General features: G+C 53.3%; 14 protein-coding genes. 10 read left to right on the top strand and 4 right to left on the bottom strand.

The window, feature by feature from the left end; all coding sequences use genetic code 11:
• Positions 1-31 precede the first annotated feature (31 nt).
• The 7 genes from GYMC10_RS20825 (at position 32) to GYMC10_RS20795 (ending at position 9,992) form a co-directional block, all read left to right on the top strand.
• Positions 32-1,507, top strand: a complete 1,476-nt coding sequence (locus tag GYMC10_RS20825; RefSeq protein WP_015736348.1) for a glycoside hydrolase family 32 protein — start codon at positions 32-34, stop codon at positions 1,505-1,507.
• A 34-nt stretch (positions 1,508-1,541) separates the two neighbouring features.
• Positions 1,542-2,426, top strand: a complete 885-nt coding sequence (locus GYMC10_RS20820; RefSeq protein WP_015736347.1) for an ROK family protein — start codon at positions 1,542-1,544, stop codon at positions 2,424-2,426.
• Between the two features lie 87 nt (positions 2,427-2,513).
• Entirely contained in the window at positions 2,514-6,323 is a 3,810-nt protein-coding gene (locus tag GYMC10_RS20815; protein ID WP_049788725.1) for a GH32 C-terminal domain-containing protein, read from the top strand.
• A 249-nt stretch (positions 6,324-6,572) separates the two neighbouring features.
• Complete coding sequence (locus tag GYMC10_RS20810) at positions 6,573-7,190, top strand: ribonuclease HII (RefSeq protein WP_009590921.1); 618 nt, start codon at positions 6,573-6,575, stop codon at positions 7,188-7,190.
• A gap of 80 nt (positions 7,191-7,270) precedes the next feature.
• A complete protein-coding gene (locus GYMC10_RS20805; protein WP_015736345.1) occupies positions 7,271-9,301 on the top strand; it encodes a hypothetical protein in 2,031 nt (676 codons plus the stop codon).
• A complete protein-coding gene (locus tag GYMC10_RS20800; protein ID WP_015736344.1) occupies positions 9,298-9,612 on the top strand; it encodes an EscU/YscU/HrcU family type III secretion system export apparatus switch protein in 315 nt (104 codons plus the stop codon). Before GYMC10_RS20805 ends, GYMC10_RS20800 begins: the two co-directional genes overlap by 4 nt.
• Positions 9,609-9,992, top strand: coding sequence for a YraN family protein (locus tag GYMC10_RS20795; protein WP_015736343.1), 384 nt, complete (start codon positions 9,609-9,611; stop codon positions 9,990-9,992). The genes GYMC10_RS20800 and GYMC10_RS20795 overlap by 4 nt, the downstream gene beginning before the upstream one ends.
• 91 nt (positions 9,993-10,083) lie before the next feature.
• On the opposite strand, the gene GYMC10_RS20790 is transcribed toward GYMC10_RS20795, so the two are convergent.
• The 3 genes from GYMC10_RS20790 to GYMC10_RS20780 are packed head-to-tail and all read right to left on the bottom strand — an operon-like array spanning position 10,084 to position 12,526.
• Positions 10,084-10,440 (bottom strand): VOC family protein, encoded by a 357-nt coding sequence (locus GYMC10_RS20790; protein ID WP_015736342.1) that lies wholly within the window; start codon positions 10,438-10,440, stop codon positions 10,084-10,086.
• Positions 10,437-10,895: an N-acetyltransferase gene (locus tag GYMC10_RS20785; protein WP_015736341.1), complete on the bottom strand. Its 459-nt coding sequence runs from the start codon at positions 10,893-10,895 to the stop codon at positions 10,437-10,439. Before GYMC10_RS20785 ends, GYMC10_RS20790 begins: the two co-directional genes overlap by 4 nt.
• 20 nt (positions 10,896-10,915) lie before the next feature.
• Positions 10,916-12,526 carry a YifB family Mg chelatase-like AAA ATPase gene (locus GYMC10_RS20780; RefSeq protein ID WP_015736340.1) on the bottom strand — a complete coding sequence of 537 codons (1,611 nt, stop codon included), beginning with the start codon at positions 12,524-12,526 and terminating at the stop codon, positions 10,916-10,918.
• A 374-nt stretch (positions 12,527-12,900) separates the two neighbouring features.
• Here GYMC10_RS20780 and GYMC10_RS20775 point away from each other — a divergent pair, with 374 nt between their 5' ends.
• From GYMC10_RS20775 to GYMC10_RS20765, 3 genes are all read left to right on the top strand, one after another.
• A complete protein-coding gene (locus GYMC10_RS20775; protein WP_251497295.1) occupies positions 12,901-14,436 on the top strand; it encodes an extracellular solute-binding protein in 1,536 nt (511 codons plus the stop codon).
• 174 nt (positions 14,437-14,610) lie between these two features.
• Positions 14,611-15,504 (top strand): ABC transporter permease, encoded by an 894-nt coding sequence (locus tag GYMC10_RS20770; protein ID WP_235201591.1) that lies wholly within the window; start codon positions 14,611-14,613, stop codon positions 15,502-15,504.
• Positions 15,505-15,516: 12 nt separating this feature from the next.
• The gene (locus GYMC10_RS20765) at positions 15,517-16,380 is read left to right on the top strand and encodes a carbohydrate ABC transporter permease (RefSeq protein WP_015736337.1); all 864 of its coding nucleotides are present in this window, start codon (positions 15,517-15,519) and stop codon (positions 16,378-16,380) included.
• A 21-nt stretch (positions 16,381-16,401) separates the two neighbouring features.
• On the opposite strand, the gene GYMC10_RS20760 is transcribed toward GYMC10_RS20765, so the two are convergent.
• On the bottom strand, positions 16,402-18,642 hold the full coding sequence (locus GYMC10_RS20760; RefSeq protein WP_015736336.1) for a helix-turn-helix domain-containing protein: 2,241 nt from the start codon (positions 18,640-18,642) through the stop codon (positions 16,402-16,404).
• Positions 18,643-18,927: the final 285 nt, after the last annotated feature.

The following is an 18,927-nucleotide window of genomic DNA, read 5'->3' as shown; positions in this document are numbered from 1 at the left end:
TCCATGATAACGATAATGAAGGAGATCACAAATGACGAACACGGAACAGCAAAACTATCGAAATGCTTACCATTTTTCACCTCAGAAGAACTGGATGAATGATCCTAACGGCATGGTCTATTTTAATGGGGAATACCATTTGTTTTATCAGCATCACCCGTTTGGCACCACATGGGGACCCATGCACTGGGGACATGCGGTCAGCAGGGATCTGGTTTCTTGGGAAGAGCTTCCCATTGCATTAGCGCCGGATGAACATGGCACGATTTTTTCTGGCAGTGCCGTTGTAGATTGGAACAATTCCAGCGGGTTTTTCGATGGAGGGCCCGGGCTTGTAGCGATCTTCACGCACCATCATGATGTGCAGGGCGCTCAGCAAATGATTCAGTACCAAAGCCTGGCGTACAGCAAGGACGAAGGAAGAACGTGGACGAAGTATGACGGCAATCCGGTCCTTAGCCATGACAGCTATGTTGATTTTCGGGATCCCAAAGTGTTCTGGCATGAGCCGTCATCGCAGTGGGTGATGATTGTGGCGTGCGGGCAGACGGTATGTCTCTATCGATCTTCAAACTTAAAGGAATGGGTATTTGCCAGCGAGTTTGGAGAGGGCATCGGATTTCATGATGGAGTCTGGGAATGTCCGGACCTGTTTCCCCTAGCTGCGGAAGACGGTGAAGTGCGATGGGTCATGCTTGTCAGCATTGGCGATGATCCGGCCTACGTCGAGGGCTCCAGAACGCAATATTTCATTGGAGAATTTGACGGGACAACGTTTATGCCGGATGAACGCTCCAAAGGTGTAGTGCGGTGGCTGGATTACGGCAGAGATAATTATGCCGGGGTCAGCTGGTCGGACATTCCGGCAGCGGATGGCAGAAGGCTGTTCATCGGCTGGATGAGCAATTGGAAATATGCAAACCTGACGCCAACGGATGGTTGGAGGGGGGCCATGACCTTAGTACGGGAACTCAAGCTGGAGACGCTGGAAGGCGAAGTTACGGTAACGCAGCAGCCGGCTCGTGAATTGGAAGCGCACCGCACCGAGTTGCTTTCCTTGCATGGTATCGCTGTGAATGAAGCTGCTGTCCGGTTAGCCGCTGTGCGGCTGGAGAGCTGCGAGATCCTTGTCCGCTTTGATGCTGCATTTTCGCTTGGTTTGAGAGTAAGGACAGGATTAGGGCAAGAGACGTTGGTCGGTTGGGATGCAGAATCTGCCGAAGTCTACGTGGATCGCAGCCGTTCAGGGCAGGCGGATTTCCATAAGGATTTCCCCGGCAAGCATTCGGCGCAGCTAAAGACATCGGGCTCTATGCTGGAACTGCGGATCTTCGTGGACCGTTCGTCCGTGGAGCTGTTCGCGGATCGCGGGCAGGCGGTGATCACGGATTTGATTTATCCTGATCCTGCTTCAACGGGAATCACCGTATTTGCCGATGATGACCGGAAGGTTATAGAATCCTTCCATATCTATGAGGTTTCTTCATCTGGTGGCCAGTTAAAGTAATATGAATCGATAAGACATAAGGAGATCCGGCAGTATGCGTATTGGAGCAATGGAAGCGGGCGGCACCAAATTTGTTTGCGGTATCGGAAATGAAAACGGAATCGTCGAGGATCGCATCAGCTTTCCGACAGGACAGCCGGAAGGTACATTGTCCAGAGCCATTTCCTATTTCCATGAACATGAGGTAGAAGCCATTGGCATCGGGTCGTTTGGACCCATCGATCTGAAGCCGGACAGCCCGACTTACGGGTATGTAACGTCAACACCGAAACATGGCTGGTCGCAGATCGATGTCCTCGGCAACATGAAGTCGCATATGGATATTCCCTATGGCTGGGATACGGATGTCAATGCAGCTGCTTTGGGAGAAGCAACTTGGGGAGCAGCCAAGGGGCTGAACAGCTGCGTTTATTATACGGTGGGTACAGGTATTGGTCTCGGCCTTTATGCTGAAGGACGGCTGGTCCATGGATTGGTTCATCCGGAAGGCGGCCATGTTCCCGTTAAACGCCATCCCGAAGATGCCTTTGCAGGAACCTGTCCTTACCATGGCGATTGCTTGGAAGGATTGGCGGCTGGGCCGGCGCTTGAAGCCCGATGGGGATTGAAAGGACATCTGCTGCCGGCCGACCATCCCGCTTGGGAAATCGAAGCCTATTATATAGCGCAGTCCATCACCGGACTGATTCTGACGAATTCCCCGGAGAAGATCATACTGGGCGGCGGCGTTATGCAGCAGGCTCAGCTGTATCCCCTCATTCGTGCAGAGGTGAGGCGTAATTTAAACGGATATGTGCTTGCCGACGAAATTGTACATGATATCGAGAAATATATAGTTCCTCCGGTATTAGGCACCCAGTCCGGCTTATGCGGTGCATTGGCTCTGGGAATCCGGGCATGGCAAGATTCGTCATCCTAAACAGGTTCGATTAGGAGAACAGCCCGATTGTTCGGGCTGATCCTTCCTATATCACGTGTGGTAAAGAATCCGAAAAGAGGTGGATATATGAAATTACCGCAGGATGTACATACAATGCTGCTGCGCACGTTGTCTGCGATCACGATGTCCTTATTGCTGGCGACAAGCGTCATTCCGGCTTCGGCTGCGTCAGTGATCCAAGAAGCGAATGCAGCTTTGAAAGGGGAAGGAGAAAACGACATTTTTGAAAGCGTATCCAATGTCAATACCAACCTTGAAGGGTGGCAGTTGAAGGGCAAAGGCAAGATGGAACAAACGGCAGAAGGTTTACGGCTTAGTTCCGATTCAAGTGAGAACGCAGCTGCGATCTCCTCAACCAGAGCGGATGATTTTGTCTATGAAGCCGATGTGATGATTACGGATATGCAAGCAGATGCTTCGCTGGTCTTTCGTTCAAGCGTTGACGGCTGGTCATCGTATATGCTGCAAATCGTGCCCAGCGCAGGCTTGGTACGCCTCAAGGATGCCCGCGAAGGGGATGGAAGATTGAAGGTGGAAAAAGCGGTCGCGTTGAGTCGAGGGGACATCGTTCACCTTAAGGTCAAGGTGGTAGGCAGCAATATTAAGGTATATTGGGGAAGCCAATATGAACCGATGATTGAAGTCGATGATACGGCTTATTCCACAGGATACCTGGGTCTTCATGTGTGGGACGGTTCCGCCCTGTTTCAAAATATCAAGGTGAGCGAGTGGAAAGGCAACCTGTTCGGTCCGGCAGCTACGAGCGGGGACTGGCAGCCTGACATCAAAGGGCTTAAGGGATCGGCATCGAAGGGGCTCGAAGCCTACAGGATCTATAAGAATGCGGCTGCGGATTATGTGCTGGAAGGCAATATCACCTTAGGGGGACAGGCTGAAGCGGGGTTCTATTGGAGAGGGAACGATCAAGGAACGGAGGGATACGAGGCCGTATTCAGGAGAGAGGATGATCAGGTGCGGGTAACGCTGGAAACTTCGGATGGAAAGGTGATTGGCGCATCGAGCCGTACCTACCCAAGCCTGCCAACAAGTGCGCATCATGTGGAGATCCACGTCTCCGAAGACAGCATTCAAATCGCTGTAGATGGTTACGAACCCGCTGCGATCCGCGTATCCGACAGTAGTTACGCGGGCGGATCGATCGGCATGAAGGTAAAGTCCGGAACGGCTTACTTTCAGGACGTGTACGTAACCCCCATGGCGGATTATTATACGGAGGAATACCGCCCGCAGTATCATTATAGCCCAATCCGAGGCTCGGCAAGCGATCCGAACGGATTGGTCTATTTCGAAGGGGAGTATCATCTCTTCCATCAGGACGGAGGCCAGTGGGCGCATGCGGTCAGCCGGGATCTGGTGCATTGGAACCGGCTGCCGATCGCACTGCCTTGGAACGATCTCGGACATGTCTGGTCGGGTTCTGCCGTAGCCGATACAACGAACGCTTCAGGTCTGTTCGGGGATTCTGGAGGCAAAGGGCTCATTGCCTACTACACATCCTTCAATCCTGATCGGCCGGGCGGGAATCAGAAGATCGGACTTGCTTACAGCACCGATCACGGACGGACCTGGACGTATTCGAAAGAACGGCCGATCCTCATCGAGAACCCGGGCAAACAGGGCGAGGATCCGGGAGGATGGGATTTTCGCGATCCCAAAGTGGTACGGGATGAAGCCAACAACCGCTGGATCATGGTGGTATCAGGGGGAGATCATATCCGTTTCTTTACCTCCGACAATCTGGTCGATTGGACCTTAACGGACCGTTTCGGGTATGGGGAATATATCCGTGGAGGCGTGTGGGAATGCCCGGATCTGTTTCAGCTTGCCGTGGACGGCTCCGGTCAGCGCAAATGGGTGTTGATGATCAGCAGCGGCGCTAATCCGAACACCCAAGGCTCCGATGCGGAATATTTTATTGGCGATGTGACGCCAGACGGCAAATTTATGAATGATCATACGGCCGGGAACGTGCTGAGAACGGATTGGGGCAAGGAATTCTACGCTTCCATGTCTTTCTCCGACCTGCCGGACAATCGAAGAATCATGCTGGCATGGATGACGAACTGGGATTATCCCTTCAGTTTTCCGACTTCGGGCTGGAAGGGTCAGCTGACCATCCCTAGAGAGCTGTCGCTCAGAACGACGAGTGAGGGGATACGTCTGCACCAGTCTCCAATCGCTGAGCTAGAGACCCTCCGGAAAACGGTAATCCATGTGAATAACAGGCAAGTGACGGAGACCTCGCAGAATGTGTTAAAGGGGATTCAGGCAGGCGCATTTGAAATCGAGGCGGAAGTCGAGATTCCGACAGACAGCAGCGAGCTGGAATTCGGGTTCCGGCTGCGGGAAGGCGGCGGACAACAAACGGTGGTCGGTTATAACAACTCCGCGCATCACATGTTCATTGACCGTTCGGCATCGGGAACCACGGATTTCTCCAGCCTGTTCTCGACCGAACATAAAGCTTTGCTGCACCCCGTAGATGGAGTGGTCAAGCTGCGTATTTATGTCGATGAATCTTCCGTCGAGGTGTTCGGCAATGACGGAAACATTGTGTTCTCGGACGTTATTTTTCCGGATCGGGCCAGACGGGGGATGAGCTTTTACACTCTAGGCGGCCAAGTAAAGCTGAAATCCCTGAAGGTGCATGAGCTGGATTCTGTGTGGAGGCCTCTTGATCCATCGGAACCTGGTTCCCGCATCCTGTTGGATTCATACGAGCTGGACCTGTCCCGGGGACAGACCGAATCGTTGTACGCAGCCGTGGATCGTGTCCCGGGCAACGGGAAGAAACCTTTGGTATGGACATCCAGTCATCCCGATACGGTCCGGATTGTTTCATCCGATGAGACCCATGCCGTATTGAAAGCGGCGAATGCGGGGGAAGCCGTCATTACGGCCTCAACCCCAAACGGAAAAATATCGGCGAGCACCCGCGTGTTGGTCTCGAGCGGAACCTTCAAAACGAATCTGACGGGATGGAAACCGGATCTTAAGGCCTCGAAGTGGGTCCTTACCGAGCATGGAATCCGGGGCAGCCATTCGAGTGATGCTAATTATATGGCGCAAGAGAGGGCAGGAGACTTCACGTTCGAGGGAGACATGCGGCTTGGGGAAGCAGGCGGTGCCGGATCCATGCTGTTTCGGGCAAGCGGGGACGGCCGCAGCGGATATTATCTGAATTTGGATCCTGGTTTGAAGTCGATTCGGCTCTTCTACATGGTCGAAGGTCGATTCGAGGAACGTCAAGTCCTGGCCAGCGTCCCCGGCTTTATCCAAGGGGGAAGAACCTACCACCTGAGGATTGAAGCGAAAGGTCCGCATATTCAAGTCGACGTGGACGGGAAGAAGGTAATCGATGTGATGGACGGGACATTTGCCGAAGGGCATTTTGGAGTCAATGTGTTCGGCGGACAGGCTTCCTATCAAAATGTCTACGTCCGTCATCCGTCTGAAGCTCGACTGACGAAAACCAGCTTCACGAACGAAGCCGTGAACAAGGCGATCCATACCGAGAAATCCGTAAACGGCGAACCCGTTACCGTGAAGGAATCAACGGGTACGGGCAACCTGCTATGGGTATGGGTACCGACAGGAGAAGAAGGCACGTATTCCATTCGCACGCCGGAAGGGAAGGCTTTGGATGTGGATACCGGGCAGAACCGGATTCAGTTATACACGTATCTTGGTTATAACAATCAGCGGTGGAGAGTGGAACGTCAGGAAGATGATACGGTAACCATCCGATCCGTCCACGATGGACGGGCGCTTGCCGTAAAGGCTGACGGTTCGGGGCTGGAATTGAATGAGCCGGATGCCGCTTCGGATCGTCAGCGATGGCGGCTTGGGCTCTGAAGCCAAGGATCGATAATCGAATAAAGGGAAGAGCTGCCGCTGCCGGCGGCTCTTTTTTTCGGGGAGTATAACCGATGGTTCGCCGATGGACGAACCCATTCCTGCCGGGATTCTTAACGGGATAAAAGGGTGACGCTCCCTGGCGAGTATGATACTCTAGAAGAGTTACTAGATTGATAGAATAGATGCGATACACCGTGTGAACGAATAGGCAACAAACGGTAATTCGGAACCAAAGGGGTTAAACCTATGACAGATTTATTGATGTACGAGCGAGAGTATTGGAGCCGTTATATACATATTGCAGGCATCGACGAGGTCGGCCGCGGTTGTTTGTTCGGCGATGTGGTCGCTGCGGCGGTCATTATGCCGGAGGGGCTGGTCATTGAAGGAATTAACGATTCGAAGAAACTCAGTGCCAAGAAGCGGGAAACCCTATACGACCTGATCATGGAGCAGGCGCTGGCGGTCGGCGTCGGTTTGGTGGATGCGGAAACGATTGACCGCATTAACATCAAACAAGCGGCAAGACTTGCGATGAAGAAGGCGATCGAGCAGTTGGCGGTTCCCCCGCAGTTTCTGCTTGTTGATGCCGAGAAGGTGGATTGCGATATTCCCCAGCGTGCCATCATTAAAGGGGACGCCAACAGCCAGTCCATAGGGGCAGCTTCCATTATAGCCAAGGTCACCCGCGATAGGCTGTGCGAGGGGGAATGGGAGGCGCGTTATCCGGAATACGGAATCGCCGTACATAAAGGCTATGCTACCAAGTTTCACCGGGAACAGCTGCAGCTGCACGGACCTACCGCCATGCATAGAAGAAGCTTTTTGAAAAATATGGAGATTGAGCAATTGTCCTTGTTCTAGATTTCGATGCAGCCCGCCCTCGTCAAAAGGCGGGCTGCTGCCGATATATAAGGTAAACAGAAGGTGTGGGAGGAACTGTCGTGAACATCGGATCGTTGATTCGCGGACTCCTGGGCGAGCAGAAGCCGGGAGACGCCAAGACGTTGGAACTTAAGCCGGGTCAAGTCGTTCGCGGTGTCGTTATGAACGTATCGGAGGACGGGCAGGAAGCGGTGGTGCAGATCCAGGGCGTTCAAGTGAAAGCGAAGCTGGAAACGCCGCTCCGAGCCGGGGAAACGGCTCTGCTGCAGGTTCAGCCGCCGGGAGAGGGAGGGACAGCGGTGCTTAAGCCTCTCAGCCAAACGCCGGGACAGCCGTTGACCCCTTCATCCATGGCTGAGGTGCTGGATTTTGCGGGTCTTCCGGATACGAAGGAAAACCGCGAAATGATCCGGGGCATGCAGAACGCGGGAGTTCCCCTGACGAAGGACAATATTGCCATGTTCCGAGAGGCTTTGGCCGTAAAGCCTCCTCAGATCCCGGCCGCCGAATGGGCAGAGTCGGCAGCGATCGCATTTCACCGCGGACTGCCGATTACCCCTGAAAGCGTGAAGGGACTGCATCAGGCCGTATTCGGCCCCCAGCTGCATCAGCTGCTGCAGTCGCTCGAGCAGCAGCTGACGACTGCTCTAAGCAACGGTAACGGAGGCGCAGCGGCTGCCGGGAAAAATGCAGCGTCCGCTGCGCCTTCGACGGCAGCTGGCGCAGAGGGTACCGCTGCCGCGCAGCAGCAAGCAGCAGCGGCGAACAATGTCGCTGGAGGTACCGCGCAGGCCGGCTCAGGTCAGCAGGCGCTGCTGACCAAGCTGCAGGGCCTGCTGCAGCAGCTGCGCGGCGAGCTCGCGCAGCCATGGGCCAGCGGCGGCACGGCAGCGCCTGCCGCCGGACAACCCGCCGCCGTGCCCACAGGGCTGGCGGCAGCTCTTGGCGAAGGGGCTGCAGGCCCTTCGCCAAAGCCGCCCACCCCCGGCGCGGAGCCGTGGGTGGGGCGGCTCTTGAAGCTGCTCGGTGCGGAGCACGAGCAGCAGGCCCTGCGCGGGGCCGGGACGGGCCCCGCGGGCGAAGCGGCGCGCGCGGGCAGCACCGCGCCGGCAGCGCCAGCCGGGCAGCCTGCGGCGCCGCCCGGAAGCGGCACGGCCGCGGGCGCGGCTCACGGCGCCGCCGCGCCCGGAGCGAATGCGGCCGTGCCCGCATCGGTAGCTGCTCCAACGGCAGCAGGCGCGGCTGCACCGGCTCCGGCCGCAGCGCAGCCAACCGCTGCTGCGGCAGCCCAAGCTTCCCTGCCCGCCACTCCTGCCTCTGGCAGCGGGGGCGCAGCAGCGAATATGCCAGGAGCCTCCGCCACGCCAGGGAATGCGGCAAACGCGAACCAGCAGGCACCGGGTGTTCCGAATGCTCAGGCTGGCGCCGTGAATCAGCCGGGCTTGACGCACCCGGTAACGCCAACCGTACAGCAGCAAATAACCCAAGGCGTGCATCCGGCCACTATGGCTTCAGGGCCATCGGGGGATTCGTCGCTTGCCCTGCAGGATACGCTGAAAGGGGTGCTGCTTCAGGTGCTGTCCAGCCAGGATGCGCCTCCGGCGCTGAAGGAAGCGGCCCAACAGGTCATTCAGCATTTAACGGGCCAGCAGCTCTTGCTGAATACCGATCGAACGGCGCCGTTCGCACAGATCACGCTGTTCATCCCTTTGCATGGCGCCGACGGGGAACAGACCGCGTCCGTACATATTCAATCCCGCAGAGGCCGTAAAGGCGAGCTGGATGCAACCAACTGCAGGCTGTTGTTCGACCTGGATATGAAGTTTCTGGGGCAGACCCTGATCGATGTGCAGGTTGTTGACCGGATCGTCAGCCTTAACTTTCGGAATGATCAGACATTTGCCGCGGAGCTGTTCGAAGGGACCAAGCAGGAGTTGGCACAAGCCGTTTCGTCGATCGGCTACCAATTGCTCAGCGTCAAAACAGAACCGCTGCCCCTGGATTCGCCGCCGGCAGCAGAAGATTCCGTGCAGGGAACGGCAGCCGAATACACCCCTCAGGTTTATAAAGGGGTGGACATGCGGATATGAGCAAGCTAGAGAAAGAGGAAGGGTCAATCACCGCCATGAAAAAGGCGGTTGCGCTTAAATATACGCCCGGCGAAAGCGAAGCGCCGGTTGTGGTTGCCAAGGGACAAGGCAAACTGGCGGAGTCTATATTGGATAAAGCCAAAGAGCATGGCGTTCCCGTGCAGGAAGATGCTGCCTTGGTGGAGATTCTCTCCAAGCTGGATCTGGATCAACAGATTCCGGAAGAGCTGTACCAGCTGGTCGCGGAAGTGCTGACGTATGTTTATCGTGCGGATCGTCAAGCGAAGGACGGAGGGATGATGCCGTCATGACCTCGCCATCCGGAAAAAAGGACAACCGCAAGCAAAAAGGAGCGGCTGCCGAAGAACTGGCGGCCGCCGCCCTGATTCAAAAAGGGTATCGGATTCTGGACCGGAACTGGCGCTGCCGTTTTGGAGAATTGGACATCGTGGCGGAAACAGGGGAGACTCTTGTGGTGATCGAGGTAAGGAGCCGAAGCGGTACGACCCGCTTCGGCACGCCCTCCGAGTCCGTGAACGCCCGCAAAGTGATGCAGGTTCGTAACACGGCCCAGCAGTATGTTCACCAGAAGCGTTATTACGAACGGACGATACGTTTCGACGTCATTTCGGTTATGCTCCGGGAAGACATGACGGCAGATTCGATGGATCATATCGAGAATGCATTTTAAGTTGGGTCTGATCCGAATCGATAAGAATAACCATAGAAACAGGTGAGGGCTCCTTGATCCCTCACCTGTTTCTGCATAATGGCCGTTCTCTTTAATATGAGCATACTTCCAAACAATTGTCGTCCAGGTCATAGAATGTAAAATAGGTTGCGCCGTATTCCAGGATGGAATCGACCCGTACGTTTTGCATCCTCAGATGCCGATATGCGTCCTCCACGTTCGGAACGAAAAAATTAAACATGGCATGCCGGCGCTCAAAGTATCTCTCTTCTTCTGTTGAGAAAAGGGTAAGGGAGGTTTGTCCGAACAGAATGCATTGATACTCCCCTTGCTCGCTCTCCCAGCCGATTCTGCCCCCAAGAACGCCTGTGTACCATTCTTTAGCGGCTTTTATATTTCTCGTGGGGACAAAGACGGTGTCAATATGCTGAAAAATAGAAGCTGTCATGTCATGCTATCCTTCCTCTCGGCCTTATTCTTGCTCCAAATCATAATATGCTCTTGTTGTCCTGTGTCGGGATCCACGGTTTCTTCAAGGCGTTCAAAACCATTCTTCGCGTAGAAGCGGAGTGCCCTTTGGTTATCCGCATATACCCGAAGCTTCATCGTATCTCGAAGGTCCATGGCATAGCGAAGGAGGGCTTTTCCGCATCCTTGATTTTGGCGGCTTGGATCGATGAACAATGCCGCTAAATCCTCGCCTACAAGGGAAACAAAGCCCCGGACTTGACCTGTTTCCTCCAATAGATAAGTTTCGGCCATCGGGAGGTATACCTCCCGCATGTCCCCCTGCTTGGATTCCCAATACTCGGCGGGTATAAAATGGTGGGCCTCTTTGGAAGCGGCTAGCCATATTTCGATAAGGTCATTTAGATCTTCATTGGTCATCTGTCTGATCATCATAAAATATCGACTCCATTTCATTAACGGTGTGTTTCTTCGGTTGCTATATATTGGCGATCCAGTTGTCGGTATTGAATCGCTTCGGCGACATGCCGGCTTTGGATGCCGTCGGATGCCTCGAGATCGGCGATGGTTCGAGCCAGCTTCAGGATTCGGTCATATGCGCGCATGCTCAGGCCCAGCGTATCGATGGTTGCTTGCAGGAGATCTGCCGACTCCTTGTCCAGCCTCGCATGTTTTCTCAGAAAACTGCCGAACAGTTCGCTGTTCCAGCCGAATGGCAGCCCGTCATAGCGTTTCAATTGAATCGCTTGTGCCGCATAGACCTGATCCCGCATGTGCTCGGAGGATAAGGGCGGCGTGCTTCCCGGCCATTCCTTGGGCCGAGGCACGTCCACTTGAAGGTCGATTCGGTCCATCAAGGGGCCCGAGATTTTCGCCCGGTATTGGGCGATCCGCGAAACGCTGCAGGTGCATCGCTGATGAGGATGGTCGCTGCCGTAGTAACCGCACGGACAGGGATTCATCGAACAAGCCAGCATGAAATGCGCCGGGAAGGTAAAAACCGCCCGCGCTCTGCTAATGGTCACTTCTCGATCCTCCAGAGGCTGACGCAGCACCTCCAGCACATGCCTTGAGAACTCGGGAAGCTCATCCAGGAACAGAATGCCTTTATGGGCCAGACTGACCTCTCCCGGCTTCGGTATGGTTCCTCCTCCGATGAGGCCGCCGGCTGAGATGGTGTGATGGGGAGACCGGAAGGGACGTCTCTTCATCAGCCCATCGGAAGGCTTTAGCTTCCCGGCAGCGCTGAATATTTTCGTTGTCGTCAACGCTTCTTGGTCGGCCAGCGGCGGAAGTATGGTGGGAAGGCGCTTCATCAGCATCGTTTTACCGGTACCGGGGGGCCCGATGAGAAGGATATTGTGCATGCCGGCCGCGGCGATGGTCAGGGCGCGTTTGATATGCTGCTGCCCGATCACGTCCCTATAGTCTTCGAGCTGCCTGCTCTGATGGCTGCCTTCTTGCGATCTGCTTGCATTCATCGATCGGTCATACCGGAGCTGTGAGAGCGAAACGGTAACAGTGCCATCTCCTGCAGCATCACTACGGCGAGTGGTTTCTGCTGGTGGATTCGGGACGAGCTCATTCAAATGACCGAGCCCATAGACCTCGATTCCTCCGATTAAAGCAGCTTCCGCCGCATTTTCCCGCGGAAGAAGAACGCCGGCATACCCTTCTTTTTGGGCTTGCTCCACCATCGGAAGAACTCCCGTCACGGGCCTGAGCGTACCATCGAGTGCAAGCTCGCCGATGATCAATATTCGATCGGCATTCGAGAAGGCCCACTGCTCGCTTGTCAGCAAAATGCCTACGGCGATCGCCAGATCGAAGGAGGAACCTTCCTTGCGCAGGTCAGCAGGGGCAAGATTGACGGTCACCCGTTTCAGTGGATAAGTAAAACCACAGTTTTTAATCGCTGCCCGTACTCGCTCGACGGATTCGCGGATGGAGGAATCGGGCAGACCGATGATGGCGGTTTGCGGCAGCCCGTTAGCGAGGTCCACCTCCACTTGAATGATGACGCCGTCAATGCCGTGCAAGCAGGCGCTATGAAGTTTTCCGTACATAAGATAAGCACCTCTTTTCAGATATCAGTGGATTGTAACAAGAACGAACATCCAAGATTCGAAAAGGGTGCTTCCTCATTTTCGCTGGGTGATTCTAGTCCGTATTGTAAAAGTTTCCCTCCTGTCTGTCAATTCTCGAGTATATACTAAAAGCCCCGTCGTACAGGCAGGAACCCGGACAGGATGCGGAGTTTCGGCGATGAATGTACCGTGTTTCAGATCATTGCCACTTTTTCAGATTCTGAGGTCTGGCCAATAACGGGAAGGATTGTGAATGGTCAATGAGCGGCTCCGGCAGGTACAATCAAATCCGTAAACGTCAAGACGGGTTGAGCGTCGAGCGTTACATAATCATACATAAGGGAGAGGGTTGCGTGAAAATTTGGAACCGAAAGCTGGGGCTGGCGGCATTGGCTGCCGTCATGACCGGCGCATTGTTGAGCGGCTGCTCGAAAGATAACGCGGCGAACGAGGGGAATCATGAAAGCGCTGATACTGGGAAGGAAATCACGTTAGAGATGATGACCTTTTCCCATACGAATTGGCCGTACAAGGAGAATTGGCCGATTTATAAGTACTTAAAAGAGGAAACCGGCATCTCCTTCAAGGTGCAACCCGTCATGAGCGATTACACCACCACGATGAACCTGGCGATATCCTCGGGCGAGATCCCGGATCTCATGATGGTCAACAGCCTGAATGCCGCCAACACGCACGGGGCCAGCGGCGCGTTCGTCGACTATTTCGAGCATCTGGATCAGATGCCGAATTACAAGAAGTTTCTTGATGATCATCCGGAGGTAAAGGCCGCTATTCTGTCTCCCGAGGGAAAAAATTATTTTATGCCGTTGTACGGACTTGAGCAGCAATCCAGGCGTTCCTGGCTTTACCGGGACGATATATTCAAGAAACACAATCTGACGCCGCCCACTACTTACGACGAGCTGTATACCGTTGCGAAAAAGTTGAAGGAACTGTACCCGGACAGCTTCCCGATTGCCGTGTTCAACGGATTGAGCCCGCTGGTTAATATGGCACCTGCGTTTAATACCAACAGCAGCTATTATTACGATTTCGAGAAGAACGAATGGCGCTACGGACCGACAGAAGACAACTACAAGAAAATGGTCGAATATATGAATAAATTTTACGCGGAGGGCTTGGTTGCGCCTGACTTCATGGCACATAAACGCAAGCAATTTAACGATCTGCTGCTTCAGAACAAATCGTTTATCGCCAGCGACTACATCGGCATCATGGATGAACTGCCGTTGATGCTGGGGGATGCATCGTCTGAGTTCAGTCTTGATTACATGGTTCCGCCTATCGGCACGCCGGATGGCAAGTCCCATAACGTGTTTGCCGGATTGCAGAGTGACGGCTTTGCCGTAGCGGCAAATTCCAAAGAGCGGGATCGACTGCTGCAGTACCTTGATTTCCTGTTCTCCCCCGAAGGGATTGAGCTGGCAACCTGGGGCAGGGAAGGCGAGACCTTCACGACGGAGAACGGGGTTCGCACGTTCAACGATGATTACAAAGAGTTTGGCGACTTAAGAACCAAAACGGGAATCGCGACGATCGGTGCTCACATAGTATTGGACATGACCGCATACGAGTCCATGTATTCACCAAAAATGCGGGAAGCAATGAAAATCGCACCAGACCATGAAACGAAGCCGCAGCCAAGGCTTGCGTATACGAATGAAGAGAATGAAGTGCTGAGCATGGTCGGAGAAACCGTGAAGAAATTCCATGAGGAGCAGATTGCGAAATTCATTTTGGGACAGAAACCGATGGATGAATGGGACACTTACGTGCAAGAAGTGAACAAACTTGGCGTGCAGCAGGTGCTGGATGTTCATCAAAGCGCTTATGAACGGACGCAGAAATTCCTGAACGAAGCCAAGTAATTTAACCTGAACGCCATGCAGCCAGAGGAACCGCGGCGGCTCTCTTTTTCGGATCGGCTCTTCGGATGCTCGTTATGCCTGGTTCCGGTCCGCAGGGGGTGCCGCTTATGGATACCGCATGGATTTCGCTGCTAAAGGAGGATACGTTTTTTGCAAGCACGGCATTCGAGTTTCTTGACCAAAGTGAAGCGGGATAAATACCTGCTGTTGCTGCTTCTTCCCTGTGCTCTGTATTACATCATTTTTAAATATGTTCCCATATTCGGCGTTTCGATCGCCTTCATGGACTACAACTTGTTTAAGGGAATCGCGGAGAGCGATTGGGTGGGGTTCAAATATTTCAGCATGTTTTTTAATACGCCCGACTTCTGGCCTGTTCTCCGGAATACATTTCTGCTGGGGTTGTATAAGCTGATTTTCGGCTTTCCCGCACCCATCATACTTGCGTTACTCATTAATGAAGTGAGCAAATCTTTCTTGAAGCGATTTGTCCAGACGGTCAGTTATCTTCCGCATTTCATATCCAACGTGGTTGTCGCGGGGATCGCGGTCATGTTTCTGTCGCCTACAGGCGGGGTGGTCAACCAGCTGCTGAATGCCATTGGGCTTGAGCGGATCAACTTTCTGGTGGAAGCCTCCTGGTTCAGGTCGATTTATGTGACGACGGACGTATGGCAGCATATTGGATGGGGGACCATTATCTATTTGGCCGCTTTGACGGCCATCGATCCGCAGCTCTATGAAGCGGCGCGCATGGACGGAGCGAACCGGTGGAGACAGACGCTGAACATTACGCTGCCCGGCATCGCCCCGGCGATTGTGATCATCCTGATACTCGACATCGGAAAAATATTGGAGATCGGCTTTGAGAAGGTATACCTGCTTGCGACTCCCGCTACTTACGAGACGGCCGATATCATATCTACTTACGTATACAGAGTAGGCTTAACGCAAGGCAACTACAGCTATGCAACGGCGATCGATCTGTTTACTGGCATCATCAGCTTTATTTTCATTATCGCGGCAAATGCGTTCAGCCGGCGAGTCAGCGGAAGCAGCATCTGGTAGAGGAGGAACGTGATGAAACCCAAATGGAATTGGTTTGACGCCCTGAATGCCTTGATATTGACTGGGGTCGTAGGGGCGTGTTTATACCCGTTTGTCTACATGCTGGCCGTGTCCCTCAGCGATTCCGCCTCCATTGCCTCGGGGGAGGTCTGGCTGTGGCCGAAGGGCTTCAACCTGGACATGTATCAGTATGTGTTCGAGGACGGGCGGGTGCTGAAAGGATACAAGAATACGCTGATTTATGTCGTTCTCGGAACGACGATTTCCTTGTTGGTGACGGCGCTGGGGGCCTATTCGCTGTCCAAGGCCAAGCTGGTCATGGGTAAACCGATATTGATGCTGATCGTGTTTACGATGTTTTTCAACGGCGGCATGATTCCGACGTTTCTGGTCGTGAAGGAGTTGGGCTTTGTCAACACCATATGGGGCATGGTACTCCCAGGAGCAGTAGCCACCTGGAATCTGCTGATCATGCGGACTTTCTTCATGGGGATGCCCCAAGAGCTTGAGGAATCCGGCAAAATCGACGGTCTTTCCGAAATCGGAATTTTCTTTCGGATTGTGCTTCCGCTCTCCAAGCCGGTGCTTGCCACCATCGGATTGTATTATGCGGTGGGGATGTGGAATAACTTCATGGGTCCGCTGCTGTATTTGCGGGATGCCGATATGCAGCCGCTGCAGGTGATATTAAGAAACATCGTGCTGTCGGGCCAATTGACAGGAACGGATGGGCCTGTTGTAGGCGATATCGTGGTGGTGGAGGATGGTCTGAAGTTCGCTACCATCATGGTGTCCACCCTGCCGATCCTGCTGGTTTACCCGTTTATCCAGAAATATTTCGTAAAAGGAGCTTTGATCGGCTCCGTCAAAGGTTAAGCGGCCGGCCGCTCACCTGCCTTACCGGATCCAGTTGGTTTTCCGGTAATCGCCTGGTGTTTGGCCGGTTATTTTTTTGAACATGCGGATAAAGGAAGTGACGTTGCGGTAGCCGATCCGGTTGCCTACTTCCTGAATCGGCATGTTCGTCGTCTCCAGAAGCTCTTTTGCTTTTGTTATCCGGATGGCATTCAATTGGTCGCTGAAGTTGCTCCCCGTCTTCTCTTTAATATACCCGGACAGATAGGTGGGTGACATGTTGAGTTTATAAGCGAGCTGCTCGAGCGATATTTCTTCGTTGTAATGGGACTCCAGGTACTGAATGACATATTGGATAATATCGTAATGCTCCTCCCGTTTCCGGCGGATCGCTTGGGTTGCATGGGAAAGCTCGCCCAGAAGGACTTCCCGGTATTGGGCGGGAGTTACGCTGTATGCAAGCATATCGGCATAATCCGGAAGCGCGTCGGTATTGATCTTCAGCAGTTCGACGGTTCTTCTCATGCGGACCGAGACCGATTTGGCAAAATGGCTCAGCTGATCCGCCGTAGCCTCCTGTCGCTGCAACCGTTCCAATGCCCGATCGATCAGCATTTGGCAGCTGCTCTCGTTGCCCGCCTGCAAATTCACGTAAAACTCGTGTTCCTGCTCGGCGGTGAAGCCCGTTACATCGCCGCGGAGTTCCTTCTCCCAGATAATCTGGGTTTCCTCAAGCGGCCGGGCTTGAAGCAGGAGCGACATGGCTTCCGCATAGGCTTGATCGAACTCCGAGGTTTGCTGGAAGACGGATGAAACCGCGATATTCACGAGATAGGCGCTTTGATCGTGATCAAATATCCGTTTGAGCTGGCTGAGGCTCTGCTGCAGCGTGTCTGATTTTTCCTGCGTGTACACGATGGATAAGATTTGTTTGCCCTCCATCTGAAGGGTGTGCGACAAGGGAAACGCCTCTTGGATCTGCAGCGTGATGATGTCCTTGATTTTGCCGGTTGCCCGTGACATCAAGGCATCAAGCTTTAGAGTCGGGTTATGACGGTACCTCAATTGATAGACGATGACCATGAATGCTCCTTCGCCGACCCAAAGTTCTTTGGAAGCGGCGGTATCGATGGCAATGTTTTTGAACTGTGCCAAATAATGATAGCTGGTTAAGAGCGGTTTGGTTTGGTCCATCCATTCCTTGATCATCTTGCGCTCGTGCTGCAATCCCTTCAGATGGTTGGAAATGGCGCTGAATTCGGCGATGCTTCCTTGATACAGCTCCATCTCCGTTTGGCCCAGCCCCGTCACCAATCTCTTCAGCGGTTGGTTGATATTGCGAGAGAAGACCCACGATGCCAACGTGCCTATTAGCAGGGTGGCGGCAAATAACAGCACGGCAGTCCAGTTCATGCGGCTGATGCTTTGATTAAGTTCGTTGTGCGGAATGATGGAGATATAGGTAAGACCGGAGCGTGCCCCTTTTTCGAAAAAATAGTACGATCCCTTCTCCATGATCCAATCCGACTGGCCGTCCCATTCCGGAAGCGGCTGGGAAGCCGCGTCCGGCGAGGATTCATACAGTTTCGTTCCCTTCGGGTCCAACAGTACGAAACGGGAACTATCCATTCCTTTATAGGATTCATACCAACTTTTCATATTTACGAAAGCTATGATTCGCCAGGGGCTTCCTTGCACATCAGCGACTAACGGCAGCAGCTGCACCTCGCTCTTCTCGGTCCCGATGGAGAAGGTGCTGCTGGGAAGCATTTGCATAAACCCATTGGCGGGCACTGTCTTTTTCCAGAACTCGTAAGGATAGGAATTGCTGATGTAATAATGCTTGAACATGCGGTCATCGTTAACGATGCCGTCCCTTTCAAGCAGGAAGGCATGATTCCGGTAGTAGATCATGACATTATTCAAGTGATAGTATGGCTGGCTGACCAGGGTCCGAATCTGATCCGTCACCATTTCAACCTGCAGATAATCGATTCCTTTCTTTCCGCCGGCATCGGCCTGCCTGCTGATATTGCCGACGAATTCGTTATGCTGAAGGTTGAGGAGGAGGCTTTTCCAGGTGGAATATTGCTTCTCGAAATTGTCGACGGTGTTTCGAATCAGGGTCAGATTATATTTGACGATCTCATTGTTCACATTGCGGGAATAGAAGGTCATCGACCATAGGTTGTAGGAGGAGAGCAGGATAATCACGACGAGAAAATAGACCAACATTTTGACGAATAATGAATGAAGCGGAAAAAACGATTTCAACCATTTCATGCTGAATCTCCTTATGAACACGCCTACTTGTCTTTCTCTTTCCAAATCATTCTACCGGATCGCACAGAAAGGATAAAGAGTTTTATAATGCGTCACAGTTTGATCTTACTAAAAAGGGATTTAATGGTATAATAGTAACGAATGCACTAATTCTATGAGGAATGGAGAGGGAATCGAAATGACGATATTATGGGAAAATATCTTAATTATGCTTGCAGCTGGATTGCTTGGCATTGCCATTGTGGTGTTAGGCATTATAGGTTTGATACATTACGCTCGAAAAAA

The organism is Paenibacillus sp. Y412MC10 (genome assembly GCF_000024685.1).
GTDB classification, from domain to species: domain Bacteria; phylum Bacillota; class Bacilli; order Paenibacillales; family Paenibacillaceae; genus Paenibacillus_AQ; species Paenibacillus_AQ lautus_A.
This window is presented reverse-complemented; position numbering and strand designations above follow the sequence as displayed.